At 69.6% G+C, this 19,793-nt stretch carries 16 protein-coding genes; 4 read left to right on the top strand and 12 right to left on the bottom strand.

Annotation, left to right across the window (positions count from 1 at the left end):
- Nucleotides 1–298 precede the first annotated feature (298 nt).
- Both QZ607_RS05420 and QZ607_RS05415 read right to left on the bottom strand, forming a co-directional pair.
- On the bottom strand, nucleotides 299–1,036 hold the full coding sequence (locus QZ607_RS05420) for an SDR family oxidoreductase (RefSeq protein WP_295880516.1): 738 nt from the start codon (nucleotides 1,034–1,036) through the stop codon (nucleotides 299–301).
- Between the two features lie 49 nt (nucleotides 1,037–1,085).
- A complete protein-coding gene (locus tag QZ607_RS05415; RefSeq protein WP_295880514.1) occupies nucleotides 1,086–2,588 on the bottom strand; it encodes a thioredoxin family protein in 1,503 nt (500 codons plus the stop codon).
- A 116-nt stretch (nucleotides 2,589–2,704) separates the two neighbouring features.
- Between QZ607_RS05415 and QZ607_RS05410 the strand changes: the two genes are divergently transcribed.
- Both QZ607_RS05410 and manA read left to right on the top strand, forming a co-directional pair.
- On the top strand, nucleotides 2,705–3,487 hold the full coding sequence (locus tag QZ607_RS05410; protein ID WP_295880513.1) for a protein-L-isoaspartate(D-aspartate) O-methyltransferase: 783 nt from the start codon (nucleotides 2,705–2,707) through the stop codon (nucleotides 3,485–3,487).
- Nucleotides 3,488–3,490: 3 nt separating this feature from the next.
- On the top strand, nucleotides 3,491–4,852 hold the full coding sequence (gene manA, locus QZ607_RS05405) for a mannose-6-phosphate isomerase, class I (protein WP_295880511.1): 1,362 nt from the start codon (nucleotides 3,491–3,493) through the stop codon (nucleotides 4,850–4,852).
- 33 nt (nucleotides 4,853–4,885) lie between these two features.
- Here manA and QZ607_RS05400 read toward each other — a convergent pair whose 3' ends face one another.
- On the bottom strand, nucleotides 4,886–7,510 hold the full coding sequence (locus tag QZ607_RS05400) for a penicillin-binding protein 1A (RefSeq protein WP_295880507.1): 2,625 nt from the start codon (nucleotides 7,508–7,510) through the stop codon (nucleotides 4,886–4,888).
- A gap of 230 nt (nucleotides 7,511–7,740) precedes the next feature.
- Between QZ607_RS05400 and QZ607_RS05395 the strand changes: the two genes are divergently transcribed.
- Entirely contained in the window at nucleotides 7,741–8,403 is a 663-nt protein-coding gene (locus tag QZ607_RS05395) for a TetR/AcrR family transcriptional regulator (protein WP_295880505.1), read from the top strand.
- Nucleotides 8,404–8,667: 264 nt separating this feature from the next.
- On the opposite strand, the gene QZ607_RS05390 is transcribed toward QZ607_RS05395, so the two are convergent.
- The 6 genes from QZ607_RS05390 to QZ607_RS05365 form a co-directional block, all read right to left on the bottom strand.
- Nucleotides 8,668–9,099, bottom strand: coding sequence for a DUF971 domain-containing protein (locus QZ607_RS05390; protein WP_295880503.1), 432 nt, complete (start codon nucleotides 9,097–9,099; stop codon nucleotides 8,668–8,670).
- A 142-nt stretch (nucleotides 9,100–9,241) separates the two neighbouring features.
- The gene (gene hemH / locus QZ607_RS05385; protein ID WP_295880501.1) at nucleotides 9,242–10,291 is read right to left on the bottom strand and encodes a ferrochelatase; all 1,050 of its coding nucleotides are present in this window, start codon (nucleotides 10,289–10,291) and stop codon (nucleotides 9,242–9,244) included.
- 288 nt (nucleotides 10,292–10,579) lie between these two features.
- Nucleotides 10,580–11,560: a hypothetical protein gene (locus QZ607_RS05380; RefSeq protein WP_295880500.1), complete on the bottom strand. Its 981-nt coding sequence runs from the start codon at nucleotides 11,558–11,560 to the stop codon at nucleotides 10,580–10,582.
- A complete protein-coding gene (locus QZ607_RS05375) occupies nucleotides 11,557–12,108 on the bottom strand; it encodes a hemerythrin domain-containing protein (protein WP_295880498.1) in 552 nt (183 codons plus the stop codon). The genes QZ607_RS05380 and QZ607_RS05375 overlap by 4 nt, the downstream gene beginning before the upstream one ends.
- 180 nt (nucleotides 12,109–12,288) lie before the next feature.
- The gene (locus tag QZ607_RS05370; RefSeq protein WP_295880496.1) at nucleotides 12,289–14,070 is read right to left on the bottom strand and encodes a TrkA family potassium uptake protein; all 1,782 of its coding nucleotides are present in this window, start codon (nucleotides 14,068–14,070) and stop codon (nucleotides 12,289–12,291) included.
- Nucleotides 14,071–14,151: 81 nt separating this feature from the next.
- Nucleotides 14,152–14,535 (bottom strand): DUF6394 family protein, encoded by a 384-nt coding sequence (locus QZ607_RS05365; protein ID WP_295880493.1) that lies wholly within the window; start codon nucleotides 14,533–14,535, stop codon nucleotides 14,152–14,154.
- 183 nt (nucleotides 14,536–14,718) lie between these two features.
- On the opposite strand from QZ607_RS05365, the gene QZ607_RS05360 reads away from it, so the two are divergent.
- Nucleotides 14,719–15,627: an alpha/beta hydrolase gene (locus QZ607_RS05360; RefSeq protein ID WP_295880491.1), complete on the top strand. Its 909-nt coding sequence runs from the start codon at nucleotides 14,719–14,721 to the stop codon at nucleotides 15,625–15,627.
- 51 nt (nucleotides 15,628–15,678) lie between these two features.
- Here the strand turns inward: QZ607_RS05360 and QZ607_RS05355 are convergent, their stop codons facing one another.
- The 3 genes from QZ607_RS05355 to thrC form a co-directional block, all read right to left on the bottom strand.
- Nucleotides 15,679–15,939: a hypothetical protein gene (locus QZ607_RS05355; RefSeq protein WP_295880488.1), complete on the bottom strand. Its 261-nt coding sequence runs from the start codon at nucleotides 15,937–15,939 to the stop codon at nucleotides 15,679–15,681.
- 157 nt (nucleotides 15,940–16,096) lie between these two features.
- A complete protein-coding gene (locus QZ607_RS05350; RefSeq protein ID WP_295880485.1) occupies nucleotides 16,097–17,842 on the bottom strand; it encodes an alpha-isopropylmalate synthase regulatory domain-containing protein in 1,746 nt (581 codons plus the stop codon).
- An 84-nt stretch (nucleotides 17,843–17,926) separates the two neighbouring features.
- Nucleotides 17,927–19,324, bottom strand: coding sequence for a threonine synthase (gene thrC / locus QZ607_RS05345; RefSeq protein ID WP_295880483.1), 1,398 nt, complete (start codon nucleotides 19,322–19,324; stop codon nucleotides 17,927–17,929).
- Between the last annotated feature and the right edge of the window lie 469 nt (nucleotides 19,325–19,793).

The raw sequence follows: 19,793 nt of genomic DNA, 5'->3' as shown, positions 1-19,793 counted from the left end.
TGCAGGGCGGATAAGCGCAGCGCATCCGCCGCTTCCCTCTGGGGGATGTGCTTCGCTCATCCACCCCAGTACAGCGGCCCCGTACTACTGCGAACAATCGGGATCGGGATCGGGATCGGGATCGATACCGACAGCGACGCCGATACCGACGCGGAAGCGGGCTTCGCAGTGCGCAAGGCTCGTTGGTGTCACTTCGGCGCAGGTGTACTGGGTGCTGAGCCGGCAATGGCTCAGCACCGAAGTTAAGTTTACCGTCCGCGAATCTTGTCCCCGAATCCTGGGGCTTTGGCGTGGTCGCTCAGCCGTGCTCCAGGGGCAGGGTGGTGGCGACGGGGGTGTCCGCGGCGGGGTCGAAGGCGAGCTCCAGCATCCGGTCGGCGACGAAGGCGGGTGAGCTGAAGGCGTCTTTGGCCTTGAGATCCAGGAACTTCTGCACCCGCGGGAACTGCTCCGGGGTGCAGTCGCGGATCATGGCCTGCATGTCGGTGTCGATGATGCCCGGGGCGACGGCATGCACGCGCAGACCGCTGCCGGCCTCTTCAAGGGCGATGGCCTCGCTCATGCGGTCCACGGCGGCCTTGCCGGCGCAGTAGGCGGACCAGCCGGCGTAGGCATTGCGCGCCGCACCGGAGCTGATGTTGAGCAGCACACCGTCACCGCCGCGCTCGCGCACATGGCGGATGAAGGCGCGGCTGCCGTTGAACACGCCGGTGACGTTCACCTGGATGTTCAGGGCGAAGGCATCCGGGTCGTTGTCGCGCAAGGGGCCGATGGGCGCCAGCAGCCCGGCGTTGTTGATCCAGAGGTCCACGCGGCCGAAGCGGGCCACCACGTCGGCGCAGAGCTGCGCCATGGCGGCGTAGTCGGTGACGTCCGCGGCCTGGGTGAGCAGCCTGGTGTCATCGCCGTCGAGCGCCGGGCGGTGCCTTGCGCAGACGCCGACCTTGAGACCGCGCTCCAGAAAGCGTGCGGCAAGGCCGGCGCCCAGTCCGCGGCTGGCGCCGGTGATCACGGCGACTTTATCGGTCAAATCCATGCTTTCCCCCTTCATGTCGGCTCGGATTATCGTGCGCGGCGCACCGGCATCAGGCACCCACCGGCGAGCGCCGCGTCAGCCACAGGGCCGCAGCGGTGACCAGCAGCGCCGCCGCGAGCAGGGCGACGCCGATGGTCGGGTTGCCCAGGGCGTCCGGGCGCAGCAGCATGGTGAGGCCCAGGCCGAGCATCATGACACCGGAGAGGAGCTTCAGCACCCTCCCCTCGCGCTCGCTCAGCTTGCGGGCACCGAGGGTGAAGGTGAAGACGAGGACGATGGCGGCGAGCGGCAGCACGTAGATGAGGTTGTAGAGCGCCAGGTAGGCGTAATAGGTCCAGCCGGAGAGCGCCTGCAGGGTCAGCACGCGGGTGTAGACCATCGGGAAGCCCGCGGTGCAGAGCAGCTCGTAACTGTTGGCTGCAAGCGCCAGGGCGACGGTGCCGAACAGCATGGTGCCGAGGTGCTCGGCATTCAGCAGCCCGCGCACCCGCTGATAAAGACCAGGCTTAGCGCCCTCGGGGATGGACAGGCTGGGGCCCGCCCGCAGCCGGAAGAAGTCCTTGACGTTGAGCACACCGATCAGCACGGCCACCAGGCCCGCGATGACCGTCACCACCGGGGCACCGCCCACCACCAGGAACAGGTTCAGCCAGGCGGCCATGAACAGGAAATAGACGAGCCCCGAGAAGAACACGAAGGTGCCGCCCACCAGCAGCATGCGGGCCCGTGAGCGGGCATGCACCATCAGGCTCAGCAGAAACAGCAGCACGAAGAAGGCGCAGGGGTTGAAGGCATCCAGCCCGGCGAGGACCAGGGTGAACACGGGCAGCGACAGCCGCTCGGCATCCACATTGCCGAGCACCGGAACACTGAGCGGCCCGGCCGCCGCCTCCGGGAACAGGCCGCCGCCCGACGCGCCACCAGCCCCAGCCCCGGCCCCAGCCCCAGTCGCATTCCCCGCCCCGGCAGCCGGCCCGGAAGCCGCAGCCGGACCATTGGCACTCGCCGCCGGCCGGCACAGCTCGGCGAGGCGACGGATCTGGGCGCCCATGCCGTCCGCATCGTCCCAGCCGGTGAGCATCCGCTCGCAGATGAAGAAGGCCGGCACCGAGCGCGCGTCGCGTCCCAGCTGTTCTGCCATGTCCACGTACAAGGCGACGCTGGCGCGGCTCGCGGTGAGCTCATGTGTGTGCAGCCGCAGCCAGGGCAGCTCCGCGTCCATGCGCTCGATTTGGGGCAGGGCCTCCCGGCAATGCGGACAGGACTTGGACCAGAAGAAGTACAGATGGACCTCGGCCTCCGGACCGCTGCCGGTGACCCAGGCAATGTCACCGGTGCCGGCGCCCTCCGCCGCAACCGCCTGTGCCGCACCCCCCATTGCCGCGCTCCCCATTGCCGCGACCGGCAGCGCTGCGGTGGCCGCGAGCAGGGCCAGCACGGCGGCGCACAGAAGCCCCGGCCATCCGGGCTTGAATCGGCGGCGCGCGCTGCCGCGTCGCCGGGCAGCCCTGCTTGGATTGACGGTGACGACGGACCTGAATGGAGCCAACATGCCTCCCTCTCCTGCTGCGGGCGGTGCTAAGATCGAAAGCGTGCCCCGCACGGGCTCCGTCTGCAATGACCTTTGCCCCGCGAGCCGGCAAAGGCAGCCCTTAACCGACGGCCGCCATGATGCACGCCCCAAACCCATCCCGACGCCTGCTGCGCCTGTTCTCGCCGGCGCTGCTGCTGCTCGGCCTGGGCGGTACCGCCGCCGGCGCAGGCACGGCGCCCGACGACGCCGAGCGCTATGCCGCCGCCCGTGAGCGGCTGGTGGACGGCATCCAGCGGGATGTCGCCGCCACCGCGGATTACCTCGGTACCGACCAGCTCGACGCCGCGGTGATCGCTGCCATGCGCAGTGTGCCGCGGGAGGCCTTCGTCCCGCCGGCGCTTAAGTCCCAGGCCTACCGCGACAGCCCGCTGCCCATCGGCCAGGGCCAGACCATCTCCCAGCCGTACATCGTCGCCGTCATGAGCCATCTGGCCGGTGTGGATGCAGGCGACCGGGTCTACGAGCTGGGCACCGGCTCCGGCTACCAGGCCGCAGTGCTGGGCGCCATGGGGGTGGAGGTCTACAGCGTGGAGATCGTGCCGGAGCTGGCCGAGCGCGCCGCAGAGACCCTCAAGGCACTGGGCTACGACCAGGTTCATGTGCGCGCGGGCGACGGCTATCTGGGCTGGCCCGAGGCGGCCCCCTTCGACGCCGTCGTGGTCACTGCGGCACACCCGAAGATCCCGCAACCGCTCATCGAGCAGCTCAAGGTCGGCGGGCGCCTGGTGATGCCCGTGGGCGGCATCGGCGAGATCCAGCAGCTCACGGTGCTCACCAAGCAGGCCGACGGCCGCCTGGAAGAGCAGGCACTGTTGCCCGTGCGCTTCGTTCCCATCACCGGCGACAGCGCCCGCTGAGCCATGGCCGCAGCCAACGGCGGCGTGCCCGACCCGGCGCAGCAGCGCATCGCCGCGGCCATCGCCGCCTATGTCGCGCGGCCCCATCCGGTGGCGCTCTGCTGCGGTATCCAGCATTACGGGTGGGGGGATCACCGCTTCATACCGGAGCTGCTCGGCGCGCCAGCCCCTGCCGCCGCGCCCCAGGCGGAGCTCTGGATCGGCGCCCATCCGGACCTGCCCGCCGCCGTCTGCCTGCGCCCGGCCAAAGTGCCGCTGGACCGGCTCATCGCTGCGGCGCCCGAGGCCCTGCTCGGCACAGCCACAGTGCAGCGCTTCGGCAATGCGCTTCCGTTCCTGTTCAAGGTGCTTGCGGCGGCGACACCGCTGTCCATCCAGGTTCACCCCAACCGCGACCAGGCGGCCCGCGGCTTTGCGCGGGAAGACCGGCTCGGACTTGCGCTCGACGACCCCAAACGCTGCTATCGCGACCGCAACCACAAGCCGGAGCTGCTGGTGGCGCTGACGGACTTCCATGCGCTGCGGGGCTTTCGGCCGCTGGAGGAAATCCAAGCCGAGCTGGCGCGCTGGCCATCGCTCGCCGACCTGGCGACACGCCTGGACGGCACCACCGACGGGCTGCGACGGCTCTACGCGGACTTCATGCGCCTGCCCCAGCCGGCGGTGGACGCGCTGCTGGGGCCGGTGGTTGCTCAGGCCCACCGCAGGGCGCCCGACCCCACCGAGGGACGGGCTGATCCAGGCACTGATCCCCCAACCGATCCAGAGCAAGCGCGCTGTCATTGGCTGCTGCAGGCGCATCGCCGGTTTTCCCCAGCCGGCCACTACGACCGCGGACTCTTGTCCCTGCTGCTCCTGAATCTGCTGCACCTGCGCCCGGGGGAGGCCATATTCTTGCCCGCCGGAGCGCTGCACAGCTACCTCGCGGGCACGGGTCTGGAGGTGATGGCCAACTCCAACAACGTCCTGCGGGGCGGCCTCACGGACAAGCACATCGACGTGGAGGCACTGCTGGAGGTGCTGCACCTGGACCCGCATGCGCCGGAGATCCTGACCCCTTCCATCCGGGCCGACCATGCCGGCTGGCACAGCTACGAGCCCCCTGTGGCCGAGCTCGCGCTGCACCGGTTGCGGCTGGCACCCGGCGCCACGGCGCCGCTGCAGCCGGGCGCGGCGATGCTGGGGCTGGTGCTGGACGGGGCTGTGGAGTTGCGGGGCAGCGCATCACGGCTGCGGCTGAAGCGCGGCGGCAGCTGCCTGATACCCGCCGGCGGCGCACTGTGCATCAGCTCAGGCGAAGGCGCCGACGTCGCGTTGGCGACGACGCCGGCCGGGGTGGTCAGCCCCGGCGCGGTCGGTGCATGAGCCGCATCCCGCGGCTGGCCCTATGCCCGGCGCTCAAAACAGCTCGTCCATCACCCGCGGCGCGCTCCGCCGCGGTGCACTGCGGCGTGGACCGCTGCTGCGGGAGCGGTTGCCGGAGCGCGAGCCCGAGCCGCTCGCGGCGGCGTATTTCACCGGATTCGGCCCCAGGGTCATGAGCTGGTACTCGCTGCGGATGTACTCCAGCACGCCGCCGCCGCTGGTGGCCCGGCCGGTGGCCGAGCTGACGCGCACGGGCACCATGCCCTCCGGGCGCTTGATCTTGGCAATGGGCTCGTCTTCCAGGGCATCGGCCATGAAGTCCACCCACATGCCGAGCGCCGCGGTACCGCCCCACTCCCCTGCACCGAGCGGGCGGTTGTCGTCCATGCCCATCCAGGCGACGGTGACGAGCCGCGGCATGTAGCCCGCGAACCAGGAATCCCGTGACTCGTTGGTGGTGCCGGTCTTGCCGGCGATGTCGGAGCGGCGCAGCCGGCGTGCCCGCTTAGCCGTGCCGTCCGTGATGACGTCCTGAAGCATGGAGTGCATGTTGTAGGAGATGCGCGGGTCCAGCACCTGCTGCGCCAGCGGGCTGCCCGCCTCGTCCAGGCCCAGGACTTCCGCCTCGCCCGCCTTCGGCTCCAGCCAGCAGCTGACACAGGCCCGCGGCGGCTCCGCCTGGAACAGCAGGTTGCCGTTGGCGTCTTCGATGCGCTGCACGATGTGCGGCTCCACCTTGTAGCCGCCGTTGGCGAACACCGCATAGGCCGCCGCCAGCTGCAACGGGGTGGAGCTGCCGCCGCCGAGCGCGAGGCCGTAGTTGCGCGGCATGTCCTCCATGCTGTAGCCGAAGCGCTGCAGGAAGTCACGCGTGTAGTCGATGCCCATCTTGTTCACCTGGTTGATGATGGCCAGGTTGCGGGACTTGGCGAGCGCGACGCGCATGCGAATGGTGCCCATGTACTTGCCGTCGGCGTTCTTGGGCTTCCAGCTGCCGAAGGAGGTCTTCGTATCGCTCACCAGGCTCGCCGGTGTGTAGCCCTTGCCGAGGGCGGCGGCATAGACGAAGGGCTTGAAGGTGGAGCCGGGCTGACGGCGCGCGTCGGTGGCGCGGTTGAACTTCGACCAGTCGAACTCGTAGCCGCCGGAGATGGCGCGGATGGCACCGTCCGTGGGCGAGAGCGCCACCAAAGCGCCGCCCACCGTGGGCACCTGGGCCAGAATCCAGCTGCCCTTGTTGTTCTGCCGCAGGCGGATGACATCGCCGGCGGCGATGACCCGGTCCACCCGCCCCTGGCGGCGGCCCTTGACGTTCTCATTGACGTATTTGCGCATGTGGTTGACCTGCCACAGGCGCAGCTCCCGCGTCTCGCCCCCGCCCAGATAGACCTCGGCAGAGGAGGCGCCCGCCTCCAGCACGACGGCGACGGGCAGATCCGGCACCACCGGGCGCTCGGCGAGGTATTGGTCCAACGCCTGCTCCGACATGCTCTCGATGTCGGCGAGCTGGTCCTCCGGGCCGTGATAGCCGTGGCGGCGGTTGTAGGCCATGAGGCCGCGGCGCAGCGCCCGGTCGGACTCGGTCTGGAGCTTCTCGTCGATGGTGGTGGTGACCTCGAGCCCCAGCCGGTAGGCCTCCTCCGCGCCGAAGCGGTCCACCATCGCCTGACGCGCCATCTCCGCCGCATAGCCCGCATCGAACTCCACCGGGGCCACATAGGCCGTCGCCGTCACCGGCGACACCCAGGCCATGCTGTGATCCACCGCATCGATGTAGCCCAGCTCCAGCATGCGGTCGAGGATCCAGTCCCGGCGCTCCCGGGCGCGCTCCGGGTCCGCCAGCGGATTGTTGGCGGACGGTGCCTTGGGCAGACCGGCCAGCATGGCCATCTCCGGCAGGCTCAGCTCGTCCAGGGTCTTGTTGTAGTAGAACTCCGCGGCGGCGGAAATGCCGTAGGCGCGGTTACCGAAGAAGATCTTGTTGAGGTACAGCTCCAGGATCTGGTCTTTGCTGAGCGCCGTCTCCATGCGCATGGCGAGCAGGATCTCCGTCAGCTTGCGCTTGACCGTCTTCTCCGGCGTCAGGAAGAAGTTTCTTGCCACCTGCATGCTGATGGTGCTGCCACCCTGGGTGGCTTCGCCGGCCTGTGCCACGGCGTAGGCCGCACGGCCGAGACCGATCAGATCGATGCCGCGATGGTCGTAGAAGCGGCTGTCCTCCGCGGCGAGGAAGGCATTCACCAGATCCGGCGGGATGTCCTCGAAGTCCACCGCGCGGCGGCGCTGCACGCCGTATTCCGCCATCAGCGAGCCGTCGGCGGTGTAGACGCGCAGCGGCTCCTCCAGCTTCACCTCGAGCAGCGCCTCCACCTGCGGCAGCTCATCCGCGATGCTGTAGAGCAACAGCGATGCGCCGATGACACCGAACAGCGCCAGATCCATGGGCAGCGCCAGCGGCGTTGCCACCAGGCGCGAGAACCAATCGACGATACCGAAGAAGGCGTGCGGCCGGCGCGCCTTGCCGGTGCGGCGACGGCTGCCCCGCCTGGCTGATGCGCGGGGACGCTGCGGACCCGGTCCGCCCGGCAGGCCCGCGCTGGTGCTGGTGCCTCTGCTGAGCCTGTTATTGGCGGCGGAGGTATCGTTGGGATTGCTCAAGGCGCATCACCGCTGCTGCTGTGCATGATCTGCCGCGGCGGGTGGCTGCGCCGCGGCGGCGTGCCGACATGTGGCTGATTCTACACCAGCCATGGGGTCGCCACCCAAGCGCCGGGCGCCTGTCGGGAGGGTATCGGTCTGCGCGTCGCCACCGCCGGTGCCCGCCGCAGCCCGTCGGGCCGTTGCGGTACACTGGCGCGCGACCAGGGTTCCTTGCAGGAGAACGACGCTTGGCACAGAGGGCGGAGGAGGCGACGACAGCGGCCGGCGGCACGCGGGAGCGGCTCTTGGCCGCAGCGCTGGAGGTGTTCGCCGAGCGGGGTTACGAGGCAGCCACCATCCGCGAGATCTGCAGCCGTGCCGGCGCCAACACCGCCGCGGTGCACTACCATTTCGGCGACAAGCGAAGCCTCTACGAGGCCATCTACGGCACCCTGTTCGAGACGCTGCGGCAACGGCGTACGGACTTTCTGCCGGCGGGCGCGCCACCCGCCGAGCGGCTGCGGGTCTACATCCGTGCACTCTTCGAGGAGATCTTCTGCTGCGCCGGCAACACCGAGCGCCAGGTGCAGCTCAGCACCATTTATCTCTCGGAGATGGCCAACCCGAGCGAGGTGCTTGACCGCATCGTCACCGAGCACCTGGAGCCGGACGCCCGCGAGCTCTACAGCATCGTCGGCGAGCTGCTGGGCCGCCCGCCGGAGCATCCGCAGACCATCGATTGCGCCGCGAGCGTGGTGGGGCAGATTCTGTACTACTACCACGCCGCGCCCATCCTCACCCGGCTGCATCCGGACCGTGCAGCCGTGCCCGAGCGGCTCGACCAGCTGGTGGAGCATGTCTGGCGTTTCGCGCTGGGCGGCATTGAGTGCTGTGTTGAGGCCGGCGGGTGAGCAGGATTACGCCGGGGTCGTCCCAGCCCAGCCCGTCCCAGCCCAGCCCGTCTCAGCCCAGCCCGTCTCAGGCCAGCCCGTCTCAGCCCAGCCCGACGCAGTGTTGACATGACCCGCTGACGGTCGGGTCATGCTGTCGCTGACCCGACCTACTGCCGGGCGCTGTCGAGTACTGCGCCCCCGGGGCCGTGGCGACCCGATGGGTGTGACCTGTCCATTTCCGAGGCCCCGGAGTCGCCCGGTCGGAGCGGCTTCCGGGCAGTGTCAGCTCGCGGACGCCGCCGGCAGCTCCGACGGCTGCTCGCCGCGCGCCTGCATGGCCTCGAACGGATCCTCGATGCTGCGCTTGCGCCCCACATCGGCGAGCCGGCGCAGGTAATCCTGCCACAGCGGCTGCCAGCCGCGGCCCAGCTTGTAGAGGTACTGCCAATCGTACAGGCCGGACTTGTGGCCGTCGTCGAAGACGATCTTCACGGCATAGCTGCCCACCTGCTGCAGGTCCCGGATATTGACGTACTCCTTGCCCACCTGGAGCTTGGCCTGGTCGGGCGTGTGGCCGCGCACCTCGGCGGAGGGTGAGTAGACGCGCAGGTACTCGCAGGGCAGGCGAAAGCGGGCGCCGTCGTCGAAGCTGATCTCCAGCACCCGGGTGCTCTGGTTCAGGTTGAGCTCGGTGGGGAAGGGGTTCTTGTCCATGGCGGTGGGGCGGCGCCGGGCTGAGTCCGACGCATACGCGTGTCTGCTTGAAGGTGCGGCTCAGGTGCGGACGGCCCCGGTCGGTTGCAATCGCCAGCGACCGGGACGCGCGCGGCGGCGGGGGCTGCCTGCCGCCGTCAGCTCACCAGTCCTCGGCCACGCCGGCCATTTCCGGCCAGCCGCAGGCATGCCGCTCCACCAGCCCGAGCATCATTTCCAGGTGGTGCGGGTCGTCGTTGAGGCAGGGGATGTAGTGATACTCCTCGCCGCCGGCCTCCAGGAAATACTCGCGATTCTCCACGTCGATCTCCTCCAGGGTCTCCAGGCAGTCCGCGGAGAATCCCGGGGCGATGACATGGACCTGCTTGACGCCGTCAGCGCCCCAGAGCTTGAGGGTCTCGTCGGTGTAGGGCTGAAGCCATTCGTCGCGCCCCACCCGGGACTGGAAAGACACCAGCCAGCGGTCTTCCGGCAGCCCGAGCGCCTCCACCACCATCCGCGCGGTCTTGTGGCAGTGGCAATGGTAGGGGTCGCCTGCCATGAAATACTTTTTCGGAATACCGTGGAAGGAGAACAGCAGCCGCTCGGGCTCGCCATGCTCGTCCCAATAGGACCGGATGCTGTGCGCCACGGCCTCGATGTATCTCGCGTCGTCGTGATACTGGTTGATGAACCGCAGCTCGGGCAGCCAGCGCCAGGTGCTGAGCTCATCCGTGACCGCATCGAAGATGGACGCCGTGGTGGTGCCCGAGTACTGGGGGTACAGCGGCAGCACCAGCAGACGACGTACGTTGGCCTGCTTGAGGCGCTCCAGCGCCTCCGCCACCGAGGGCTTGCCATAGCGCATGCCGAGCTCCACCCGCACACCGTTGCCGAAGCGCGCGTCGAGCAGGGCCCGCAGCCCAGTGGCCTGGCGTTGGGCCACGTCCAGCAGCGGCGAGCCGCGCTCGGTCCAGACGGACTGATAGGCACGCGCCGAGCGGCTCGGGCGCACGCGGAGGATGACGCCGTGCAGTACCAGCCACCAGATGGGCCGCGGCAGCTCCACGACCCGCGGGTCGTTCAGGAACTCGGCAAGGTAACGGCGCACGGCCGTGGGGGTCGGCGCATCCGGTGTGCCGAGGTTCAACATGAGCACGCCGAGGCTCTCCGGCGTGCCGTGCTCGAATCCGGGAACGTTCTTGTATCGCATGATCTGGCGGACGTCAGGTTTCCCTGCCTACCCTAATGTATGGCCGCGGTGGTTGGCCGTGATGTTTGGGGCAGTGATGTGGCCTTAAGTGCAGGCCTGCGGGCGCCGCCGGCGCGGTCAGCGCCCTGCAGCAGCCCGGTGCAGCAGCCCGGCGCGGCGGCCCACTGCGCCCCGCGAATGTCCCCAAGGTCGGGGCGGAGTCGGCACAGACAATGCGCCGGTGCATCGCTGCCCCGGGAGACTCGGGCTCCATTCACGACGGGTACGGACAACGACGGGCGCATTGCATCAGTCGGTGGCGGCGGAGCGGAGCCTGGCCTGCACCCGCGCCCGGCGGATCAGCTCGGGGTCCATCTGGCTCGGGTACAGGCGCCAGAGCCGATCGACGAGGCTTGGGCAGCGCACAGCGGCGCGCTCCAGCGACGCGCGGCGCGCTGCATCCAGGGTCGGCAGGGTCAGCAGATACGGCGAGAGCCAGTCCATGTAATCCCGTACCAGCGCCGTGGTGCGGGCATCGGGCCAGTCCTCGCGCAGGTGCAGGGCTGGGAAGTCCTCGGCGGCGAGCGACGGCGCCGGGCCGGCAGCCGCAGGCGCCGCGACGATGCGACCACCGCCGTCTGCCTCCCGCGCCACCCAAACTGCCCTGCCGGGGCCGCCTGCCGCCTGCGCCACGACCGCTTCCAGCGCCCGCGCGTGGTCTACCGGCGCGCCACTCGTCTGTATCCGCTCGCCGGCCGCGGCCAGCGTGGGTGAGTGAAAACGGCGCTCGCCGCCACCGCCGGCGCTCCAGGCCGGGGCGTCCTGCGCGGTGAGGCCGTCCGCCGCGAGCGCGGTGTCCAGCAGTGCCAGCGGCCGGCCGTCCTGGTCCAGCTGCCAGAGCTCCAGCTCCGCGGCAGGGGTGAAGGGCACCTGGTGCTCCACCCTGGCCACCGCGGCCACCAGTGCATCGGCCGCGTCGAGCATATCGCCGACATCGAGGATGGGGTTGACCGGCACGCGTGCCAGGCCCGCCTGTGCGGACCAATCGCCGAAGCGAAACCAGCGCCGCTCGGCGGCATGGCCGGCGCCGCTCCAGAGCCCACGCGGCGGATACGCGGCCACCTGAAGCTGCCAGTGACGACCGTCGGCGCTGAACGCCCGCGCCTGCTCCGTGGCCACCAGCATCACCAGCCCAAGGAAGGGATTGACGCGCCGCAGGGCGCAGCAGCGCGGCGACGCGGGCACGCCGGCGTTGCCCGGTGCAGATGCGCGAGCGGCGGTCGCGGTCACTGGCGCAGCTCGGACTGCAGCTGGCCGTACAGGGCGCGGAAGCGCTCCGGGTCCGCCTTGCCGAACACCGGGTCCTCGGCGGTGGGCGCCTGCGCCTGGAGCTCGGCCCAGTCGGCACCCGTCAGCACTTCAGCCGCAATGGGAAAGGCCTCTTCGTCTTCGAGGCGCATGTGCTCACGCAGGGTGGCCAGCAGCTCGCGGCCCTGCTGCTCCACCTCCTCGCGCTGCAGCACCTCTTCGTGGACGATGCCCTCCAGCGACTCCTTGAAGCGCCGATTGAGCTGGGCAAGTGCTTCGTGCTGCAGCATGAGCCGGCGCAGCACATCGTGACCCTGCCCCGGCTGGGCCAGCAGCCGCTCGAAGATCAGATCCTCGCTCGGGTGATGCACTTGATCGGCATAGTCGATCATGTACTCCAGGAGCTCGCACATGAGCTCGTAGTCCGGCTCCGCTCCAGCGTGAAAGCGGTCGAGCATGCCTTCGAGCAGCACCATGAGGTGCGCGAGACGGCGGTGGTCCGCGGCGAGTCGGTCGAGCAATGCATTCATGACGGCCTCCCGGTGGTGGCATTGGGTGCGGCCGGCAGGAACCTGCGGGCCGGCCCGCTGCGCGCATTCAGTCCGCTGCTGACCATATGACAGCGCCCCGGGGGATTCAAACGCCGCACCCGCCAAGCGCTCGCATCCGGCCAACCTCCCCAGGGCCTGCCCCGAGCCCGTGCTGCCGCCTCAGCGCGACTCCTCGCAGTCCACGGGCCCGGTGTCATCGACTTCGGCGGCGTCAGCCGGCTTTGCGCCTGCGGCTGCGCGCCGACGCTGCCGGCGCAGCAGCCACGCCCACACGATGCCCCGGGGTGGGCTCGCGCCATGCAGGACATAGGTCAGGGCGTGCACATTCTGCAACGTCCAGCGCATGCTGGATTGGGCCGTGCTGCGACCACACAGCAGGAGCTCGTCGCCCTCCCGCAGCCGGTCTTTCGGATCGGGCAACAGGGTGCGACCGTTCTCGCGGCGGCGCAGGAGCACCACCGCCCGCAGCCTGCAGCCGCGGTCGCGGGGGTCGCGCAGCAGGTCTTCGATCCGCGGCAGCGGCTCGTCCTTCCTCCGCCGCATGAGGGCATAGGCATCCTCCGCGTCGATGCGCACCTGCCAGACGTCCGGGACCTTGTCGTGCACCAGCGCGGCGATCCGGGCAATGAGCTCACAGGCCCAGGCGTCGTCCTCGAAGCGGGCGTCGTGCACGAAGTCCGTCAACAGCGGCGTGCCGAGCAGCACCCGGATTCGATTCGCAACGATGAGGCTCGGGTGCATGATGATGTCCGCATCCACGGCGTCGAACAGCTCGCGGTTCATCAGGTGATTCTCGCGCAGCACGGTGAACAGCCCGGGATTCAGGGCTTTGGCGGTCATGACGATGCTGAGATTGTTGGCATCGTTGTCGGTGCCGGCGATGAGTCCGACTGCACGGTGGATCTCCGCCTGCTCCAGGGTCACGGCCTCGGTGCCCGGGCCATGCACCAGTGGACAGTCCGGCTTGCCGGTGCGCTCCGGGCGTGCCTCCACCACCACCAGCTCGATGTCCTGCTCTTTCAGGTGCCCATACAACGCCTTGCCGAAGCGCCCGTAGCCGCAGATGACCCAGAGCCCGTGCGCCGGCGGCTGCACAGGGTCATGCAGTGCGCTGCCGCGCAGCTCCCCGAGCCAGTCGGCCAGCAGCGTCAGGCAGGGGGCCTGAAGGGCCGTGGCGAAATACAGCGCGAAGGTGTCGAAGGGGTCGTAGATGTGATCGGTGCCGAACGATGCCATGTTGGCCTCGATCTCATGCGAATCTGCCCGACAGACGACCTTGGCGCCCGGCTGCATCAGCTTCGCGGCGAGGGCGACGCGGAGGTTCACGTCGTTGTCGGACGTGAGGGCGAGCACCCCACGGCAGTTGGGCAGCCTGAGCCCCGCCAGCAGCAGATTGTCCGGCCGGCGCACGTCGGCGCGCAGGGCAGGCACATACTCGCGCAGGTTTTCGATTTTCAGCAGGTTGACGCGCTCGGCATTGTTGTCCAGGACCACCGCGCGCTGACCGCGCTCGGTCAGTGCCCGCACCAGACCGCTGCCGGTCTGGCCATAGCCGCAGACGAGGTAGAAGGGCTCGTTGATCTGCCGCACACGCATGGCGAAGCGGCGCTCCTGCACGGCCCGCTGCAGCGTCTTGTCCTGCAGAAGCGCGATGAGCGAGCCGATGGAGTACAGCCAGACGATGACCGTCGCATAGACGCAGAAGGTGACCCAGATCCGCTGCGCCCCGGTGAGGGCATAGGGGATCTCGCCGTAGCCGATGGTCGTCGCCGTGTAGCTGACGAAATAGAAGGCGTCGAAGAAGCTGAGCCGCACCGGATTCCCGGCGGCGTCCTGTCCCGGGATGGCCACCAGACCGGCCATGGCGATGGCATAGGTCACCAGCAGCGCCAGCAGCGGTGCGCGCATGCGCCGGAAGATCAGAAAGACGATGTTGTCCATGGGCTTGAGAACGCGAAGGCCCGCGGCTCGGCTGCGCGTCGCGGCGGTGGGCGGGCTTTCGCCGGGACGCACGCCCCGGGCTCAGCGCCGCAGCATCACCGTCTCGACGATGAGCAGCACCACCGAGACCACATTCGCCACCACGGCGCCCACCGCCAGTGACACTACGCTCGCCAGGGCGTCCGGCGTGAAGCCCGCCGCCGTGCCGTGCGCGGCGATGGTCCACACCAGGGCGCCCGCGATGAGCTGCAGCATGGCCACCAGGCTGGTGGCGAGCAGCACGGCGCCCATTTGTGTACGATCACCGAGCTTCAGCACCGTGGCGACGGCATTGACCAGCACAACAGCTGCGAATTCCCAGACGTGATGGTGGCCCGGGTTGTCGATCTCGCCGAACACGAAACCGACGTTCAGCGTCAGCGCCAGCAGGATGAAGAAACCGAAGACGACCTTTTCCGGATTCACGGTTTGGCTCCAGAGGCGGATGCGGCAGAGATCCGTGCCCGCGCACTGGTCCCCGACCTGCGGCACGGCGATTGCGGACGACATCGCACGCGGCGACACCAGGCGCGCGCATAATCCCCGCTGCGGGCGGGTCAATGCAACCATGACCGCGCCCGCAGCGCACAGGCCAAGGGAGATCGATACATGAGCCGACCAACAATCGCATCCCGGGGCGCCGGCAGCGCCGCGCCGCTGCCACCGGCCCTTACCGCACCGCTCGCCGAGCTGCACACACCGCAGTGCGGGCGGATCGCCTACTACGCAGACGAGGACGGCGACGGCCGACCCCTGCTCCTGGTGCACAGCGTCAACGCCGCCCCGAGCAGCTTCGAGGTCAAGCCCTTGTTCGAGCGCTGCCGCGGCGCGCGTCCGGTCTACAGCATCGAGCTGCCGGGCTTCGGCCAGTCAGAGCGCAGCGATCGGGTCTATTCCCCTGCCCTCTACGCCGATGCCATCGGCGCCCTGCTGGAGCAGGTGATCGGCGCGCCGGCGGATGTGCTGGCGCTGTCGCTGAGCGCGGAGTTTGCGGCCCGCGCGGCCCTGGCGGCGCCGGCCGCCGTGGCCTCGCTGGTGCTCATCTCGCCCACGGGCTTCAGCGCGCGCACCATGCCCGGCCCCGGTACCGGACGTGCCGTCCACCGCGCGCTGACCCTGCCGCTGTGGCGGCAGCCGCTGTTCGACCTGGTGGCGTCGAAGCCCAGCATCCGCTACTACCTGGGCAAGTCCTTCACCGGTGCGCCGCCCCAGGACCTCATCGACTATGCCTACGCGACCTCGCATCAGCCCGGGGCGCGCCACGCGCCGCTGTACTTCCTGTCCACCCAGCTGTTCACCCGCGATGCGCTGGCGACCCTGTATGCCCGGCTGACCGAGGTGCCGGTGCTCGCCATCGCCGACCGCGATCCCTACGTGACCTTCGAGCGCCTGCCGGACTTCGCCGCCGAGCGGCCCAACTGGCGCTTCGAGACCCTGGCGCCGCATCTGGGTCTGCCCCACTGGGAGCGCCCGGAGGCCACCTTCGAGCTGCTGGAGGGGTTCTGGCACGGCGATTGACCGGCGCCGCTGCCCGGGCCACGCCGGTGCTGCGACCTGCGGCGGCGGCTGTCAGTCCCCGCGCGGGCGCCGGCGCAGCAGCAGCGCCACACCAAGGTACAGGCCACCGCCGATGAGCAAGGTCAGCTCGGCGGCGACGAGCCACAGCAGGAACAGGAAGGCCACCTGACCCCATTGCAGGCCGCCGCCGGCCGCGGCCACCTCGCCCGGAGTCTGGTGCAGGAAGGTGATCGCCGTCATCACGAAGGCGATGACCGCCGACCAGGCGATGGAGATGGCGATCAGGGACGGCACTTTGGCGGGGCGTGGCATGGCTTGGGCTCGTTGGGTGCTGCGGGGCGGCAAGGGTGACTGGGGCGGCGGGCGAGTTGCGGCGGAAGGCTGGCGGCTGCCCCCGGGTACGCGGACTTCAGTCGGCGCCGCGGGGACGTCCGAGCTTACTCCGCCAATGGCACGTGATCGCCGGGCCTCAGGCGACGTGCTGTGCGGCGCCCGTGTCCTCGTCGACGCCGGCGGCCGCACCGGCCGCGGCCTCGGCCACCGACCAGTGCACCACCAAATTCAGCATGCGCATGGCGGCGTTGATGGACGCGAACACCTGGTTCGCGTGCACCCCCCGGGTCTTGAACTCGCCGTGCCGCTTGCCGGCCGCCCGGGCCAACCCCTTCGCGGGTGCATCACCTGGCCCATCTGCGAGCCCCTGGCCGCCGCCCGCGCGCTCCGGATAGCCCGGGGCCTCGCTGCCCGGCGCGGTGGCGGGCCCGGGTGCCGGCGCGGCCGGACCGCGATGGGCCCAGGTGATGGTGCATTCGGTCAGGGCGTCGGTGCGTCCGCCCTTGGGGATGCGCACCTCATAGTCCACCAGTCGGGGCAGAATCAGCCCGGCCCGCCCGGTGATCTCGGCCAGCGCCTTGTTGAAGGCGTCGAAGCCGCCGTTGCCGCTTCCTGCTGCCGTGTGCACCTCGTCCTGGAGGCGCAGCTTGATGCTGGCGGTGGACTGGAGCCCCAGGCTCGAGGACACATTGCAGGCCAGGAGCTCGGCATGGTTGTAGCCGCTGGAGTCGAGCACCTCGGCGATGATGAAGGGCAGGTCCTCGAAGGTGATCCGCTTCTTGGAGTCGCCGAGCTCGACGATACGCGCGAGCACCTTGCGCTGTTGTTCCTCGCTCAGGTGCACCCCGAGCCGCTCCAGGTTCTTGGCCAGCGAAGCCTTGCCGGCGAGCTTGCCGAGCGCGTAGACCCGCCGGCGACCAAAACGCTCCGGCGACAGCCGCGTGGCGTAGAGACCGCCCTTGTGGTCGCCGTCGGCATGGATACCCGCCGTCTGCGTGAAGACGTCCTCACCCACCACCGGCGCGTTGTCGGCAATGCGCTTGCCGGAGAAGTACTGCACCAGCTCGCTTGCGCGGGCGAGGTGCTGCTCGTCGATGCCGATCTGCATGTCGAGCTGGTCGCGCAGGTTGACCACCACCTCCGCCAATGACGCGTTGCCGGCGCGCTCGCCGAGGCAATTCACCGTGCAGTGCACACAGGCAACACCGGCCTGTGCCGCTGCCACCACGTTGGCCGTCGCCAGGCCGTAGTCGTTGTGGGGGTGGAAGTCGAAGCGGCAGGCGGGGAAGCGCCGGATCATGTCCATGATGGCGGTGAAGACCTTCTCCGGCGTCATGACGCCCAGGGTGTCCGGCAGCATGAAGTGGCCGACACCGGCGTCGGCAAGCCGCTCCAGCAGGGCGTAGACATAGGCCGGGTCGTCCGTGTAGCCGTTGGACCAGTCCTCCAGGTACAGGTTGACCGCGAGCCCGCGCTCGCGTGCCAGCGCGACGTTGCGGCGGATGTCTTCGGCATGATGGTCCAGGGTCTTGCGCAGCTGCGTCTCGCAGTGCTTGCGGCTGCCCTTGGCCAGCAGGTTCATGACGCGACCGCCGGCGTCCCGGATCCAGTCGATGCTCCTGCCGTCATCCACGAAGCCGAGCACCTCCACCCGGCCGTCCAGCCCGCGGCCGGCGGCCCAGTCGATGATGCGGGCAAGGGCCGCCTGCTCTCCGCGTGAGACGCGTGCGGAGGCCACTTCGATGCGGTCCAGCCGCAGCTGCTCCAGCAGCACCTGGGCGATCTGCGCCTTCTCGTCCGGGGAGAAGGCGACGCCCTGGGTCTGCTCACCGTCGCGCAGGGTGGTGTCCAGGATCAGGATGCGGTTCTGCTCGATGCTCATGGTGTCGATGTCCGGGGCCGGGCTACGACCCCCGATGCTGCGGCGGCGGGTGTGAGCTCTGCATGCACGGCCGGGCGGTCGGCGTCAGGCTCGGTCGAGTGTGCTGTCGATGTGCGCGCGCAGCGCGGCGTCGCTGGCGTCGAGCTCCGCGCAGCGCACGGGCTTGTCCATCAGCCCCGCCAGGGCCGGTGGCGGCGGTGCCTCCCGGCCGATGGCCTCGCGCACGGCCTCGTTGAACTTGGCCGGGTGCGCCGTGGCCAGCACGACCGCGTCCGGTCTGTCGCGCGACGCGGCCGCACCCACCGCCGTGTGTGGGCACAGAATGTAGCCGCTGGCGTCGAAGGTGCGCCGGATCTGCGCCAGGGTCTCGGCATCGCTGACGGCGGTCGCCGCGAAATCCGCCTGCACCTGGGCGTGCTGCGCAGGCTCCACGGCGAGTTGGCCGGTCTGCTCCAGGTCCGTGAGCTTGGCGCGAACGGCGGCCGGGTCCTGGCCCAGCAGGTAGTACAGATAGCGCTCGAAGTTGGAGGCCACCTGGATGTCCATCGCCGGGCTCAGGGTGTGGAACACCTCGCCCTTCGCATAGGTCCCGGTGGCGACGAACCGGGTGAGGATATCGTTGCGGTTGGTGGCGATCACCAGCCGCTCCACCGGCAGACCCATACGCCGGGCGAGCCAGCCGGCGAAAACGTCGCCGAAGTTGCCCGTGGGCACCGCGAAGCTCACCCGCCGCGCCGGGTCACCGCCGCTGATGCGGCCCCAGGCGTAGAAGTAGTAGACCGTCTGCGCCAGTATCCGCAGCCAGTTGATGGAGTTCACGGCACCCAGGCTGTGGCGGGCCTTGAAATCCAGATCCCGGAACAGGGTCTTCACCAGGTGCTGGCAGTCGTCGAAGGTGCCGCGCACAGCGACGTTATGCACGTTCGCGTCCAGCACCGTGGTCATCTGCCGCTCCTGCACCGGCGACACCCGGCCCTTGGGGTGCAGGATGAAGATATTGATGCGCGGCTTGCCGCGCACGCCGTAGATGGCCGCTGAGCCGGTGTCACCTGAGGTGGCGCCGAGGATGTTGAGCCGGCCGCCGTCGCGCTCCAGCAGGAACTCGAACAGGTTGCCCAGCAGCTGCAGGGCTACGTCCTTGAAGGCGGCGGTGGGGCCGTGGAAGAGCTCCAGGTAGATGCGCTCGCCGCCGCCTTCCGGCACCCGGCGCAGCGGGGTCACCTCCGGGTGGGAGAAGCCGGCGTACGACCGCTCGATGAGGCGGGCGAGGTCGTCGCGCGGGATCTCGTCACCGACGAAGGGCGTCATGACCTCCAGCGCCAGCGCCTGGAACGACAGCCCGGACCAGGCACGCAGCCGCTCCGCAGCGAGGGTCGGCAGGTGCTCGGGCACCAGGAGGCCGCCGTCGGTGCCGAGGCCCATCATCAGGGCCTCGGCAAAGCCGACCGGGGCAACGCCGCCGCGGGTGCTGATGTAGCGCATGTGGGCTTCTCGGTAGCGGGCGGCCCGCAGGCGCCGCCGCCCGGGGACTCTAAGATAAACCCCTCAAGGTAGGCAAAAGCCGTGACGGGCGCAAGCACCTATGGTTGCTGAGGAGCGCTGCCCCAGCCGACGCCGCGGGCCGCGCCCCGGTGCGCGGTTGCTGCCGGCACGCATCCCCCCGCACCAAAACGCCTGCACGCACAGTGGCAGCGCCTTGCCGCGGCGCCCGTGCCGCCGGCCATAACCCACCAAAACAATCATGAATATTGCTTGGCGCGCAACATATGGCCCTTTGGCGTTGACACTTCAGGAGTTACGGCAACACAATGCGCCGGCAGCCATGACCCCGTACTGCACGCGGTCATGGATCACGACAACAACGCTGAGGGGTCGCGCCGGCCAGCCCGCGCGCAGTGGTATTCGCGTCGCGTCGCCACCGACGGCCTCCCCGCCGACCGACCATATCCAC

It is taken from the genome of uncultured Thiohalocapsa sp., from assembly GCF_913063425.1.
Taxonomy (GTDB): domain Bacteria; phylum Pseudomonadota; class Gammaproteobacteria; order Chromatiales; family Chromatiaceae; genus Thiohalocapsa.
The sequence above is the reverse complement of the archived record's forward strand: the minus strand, read 5'-3'. Positions and strand labels throughout refer to the sequence as shown.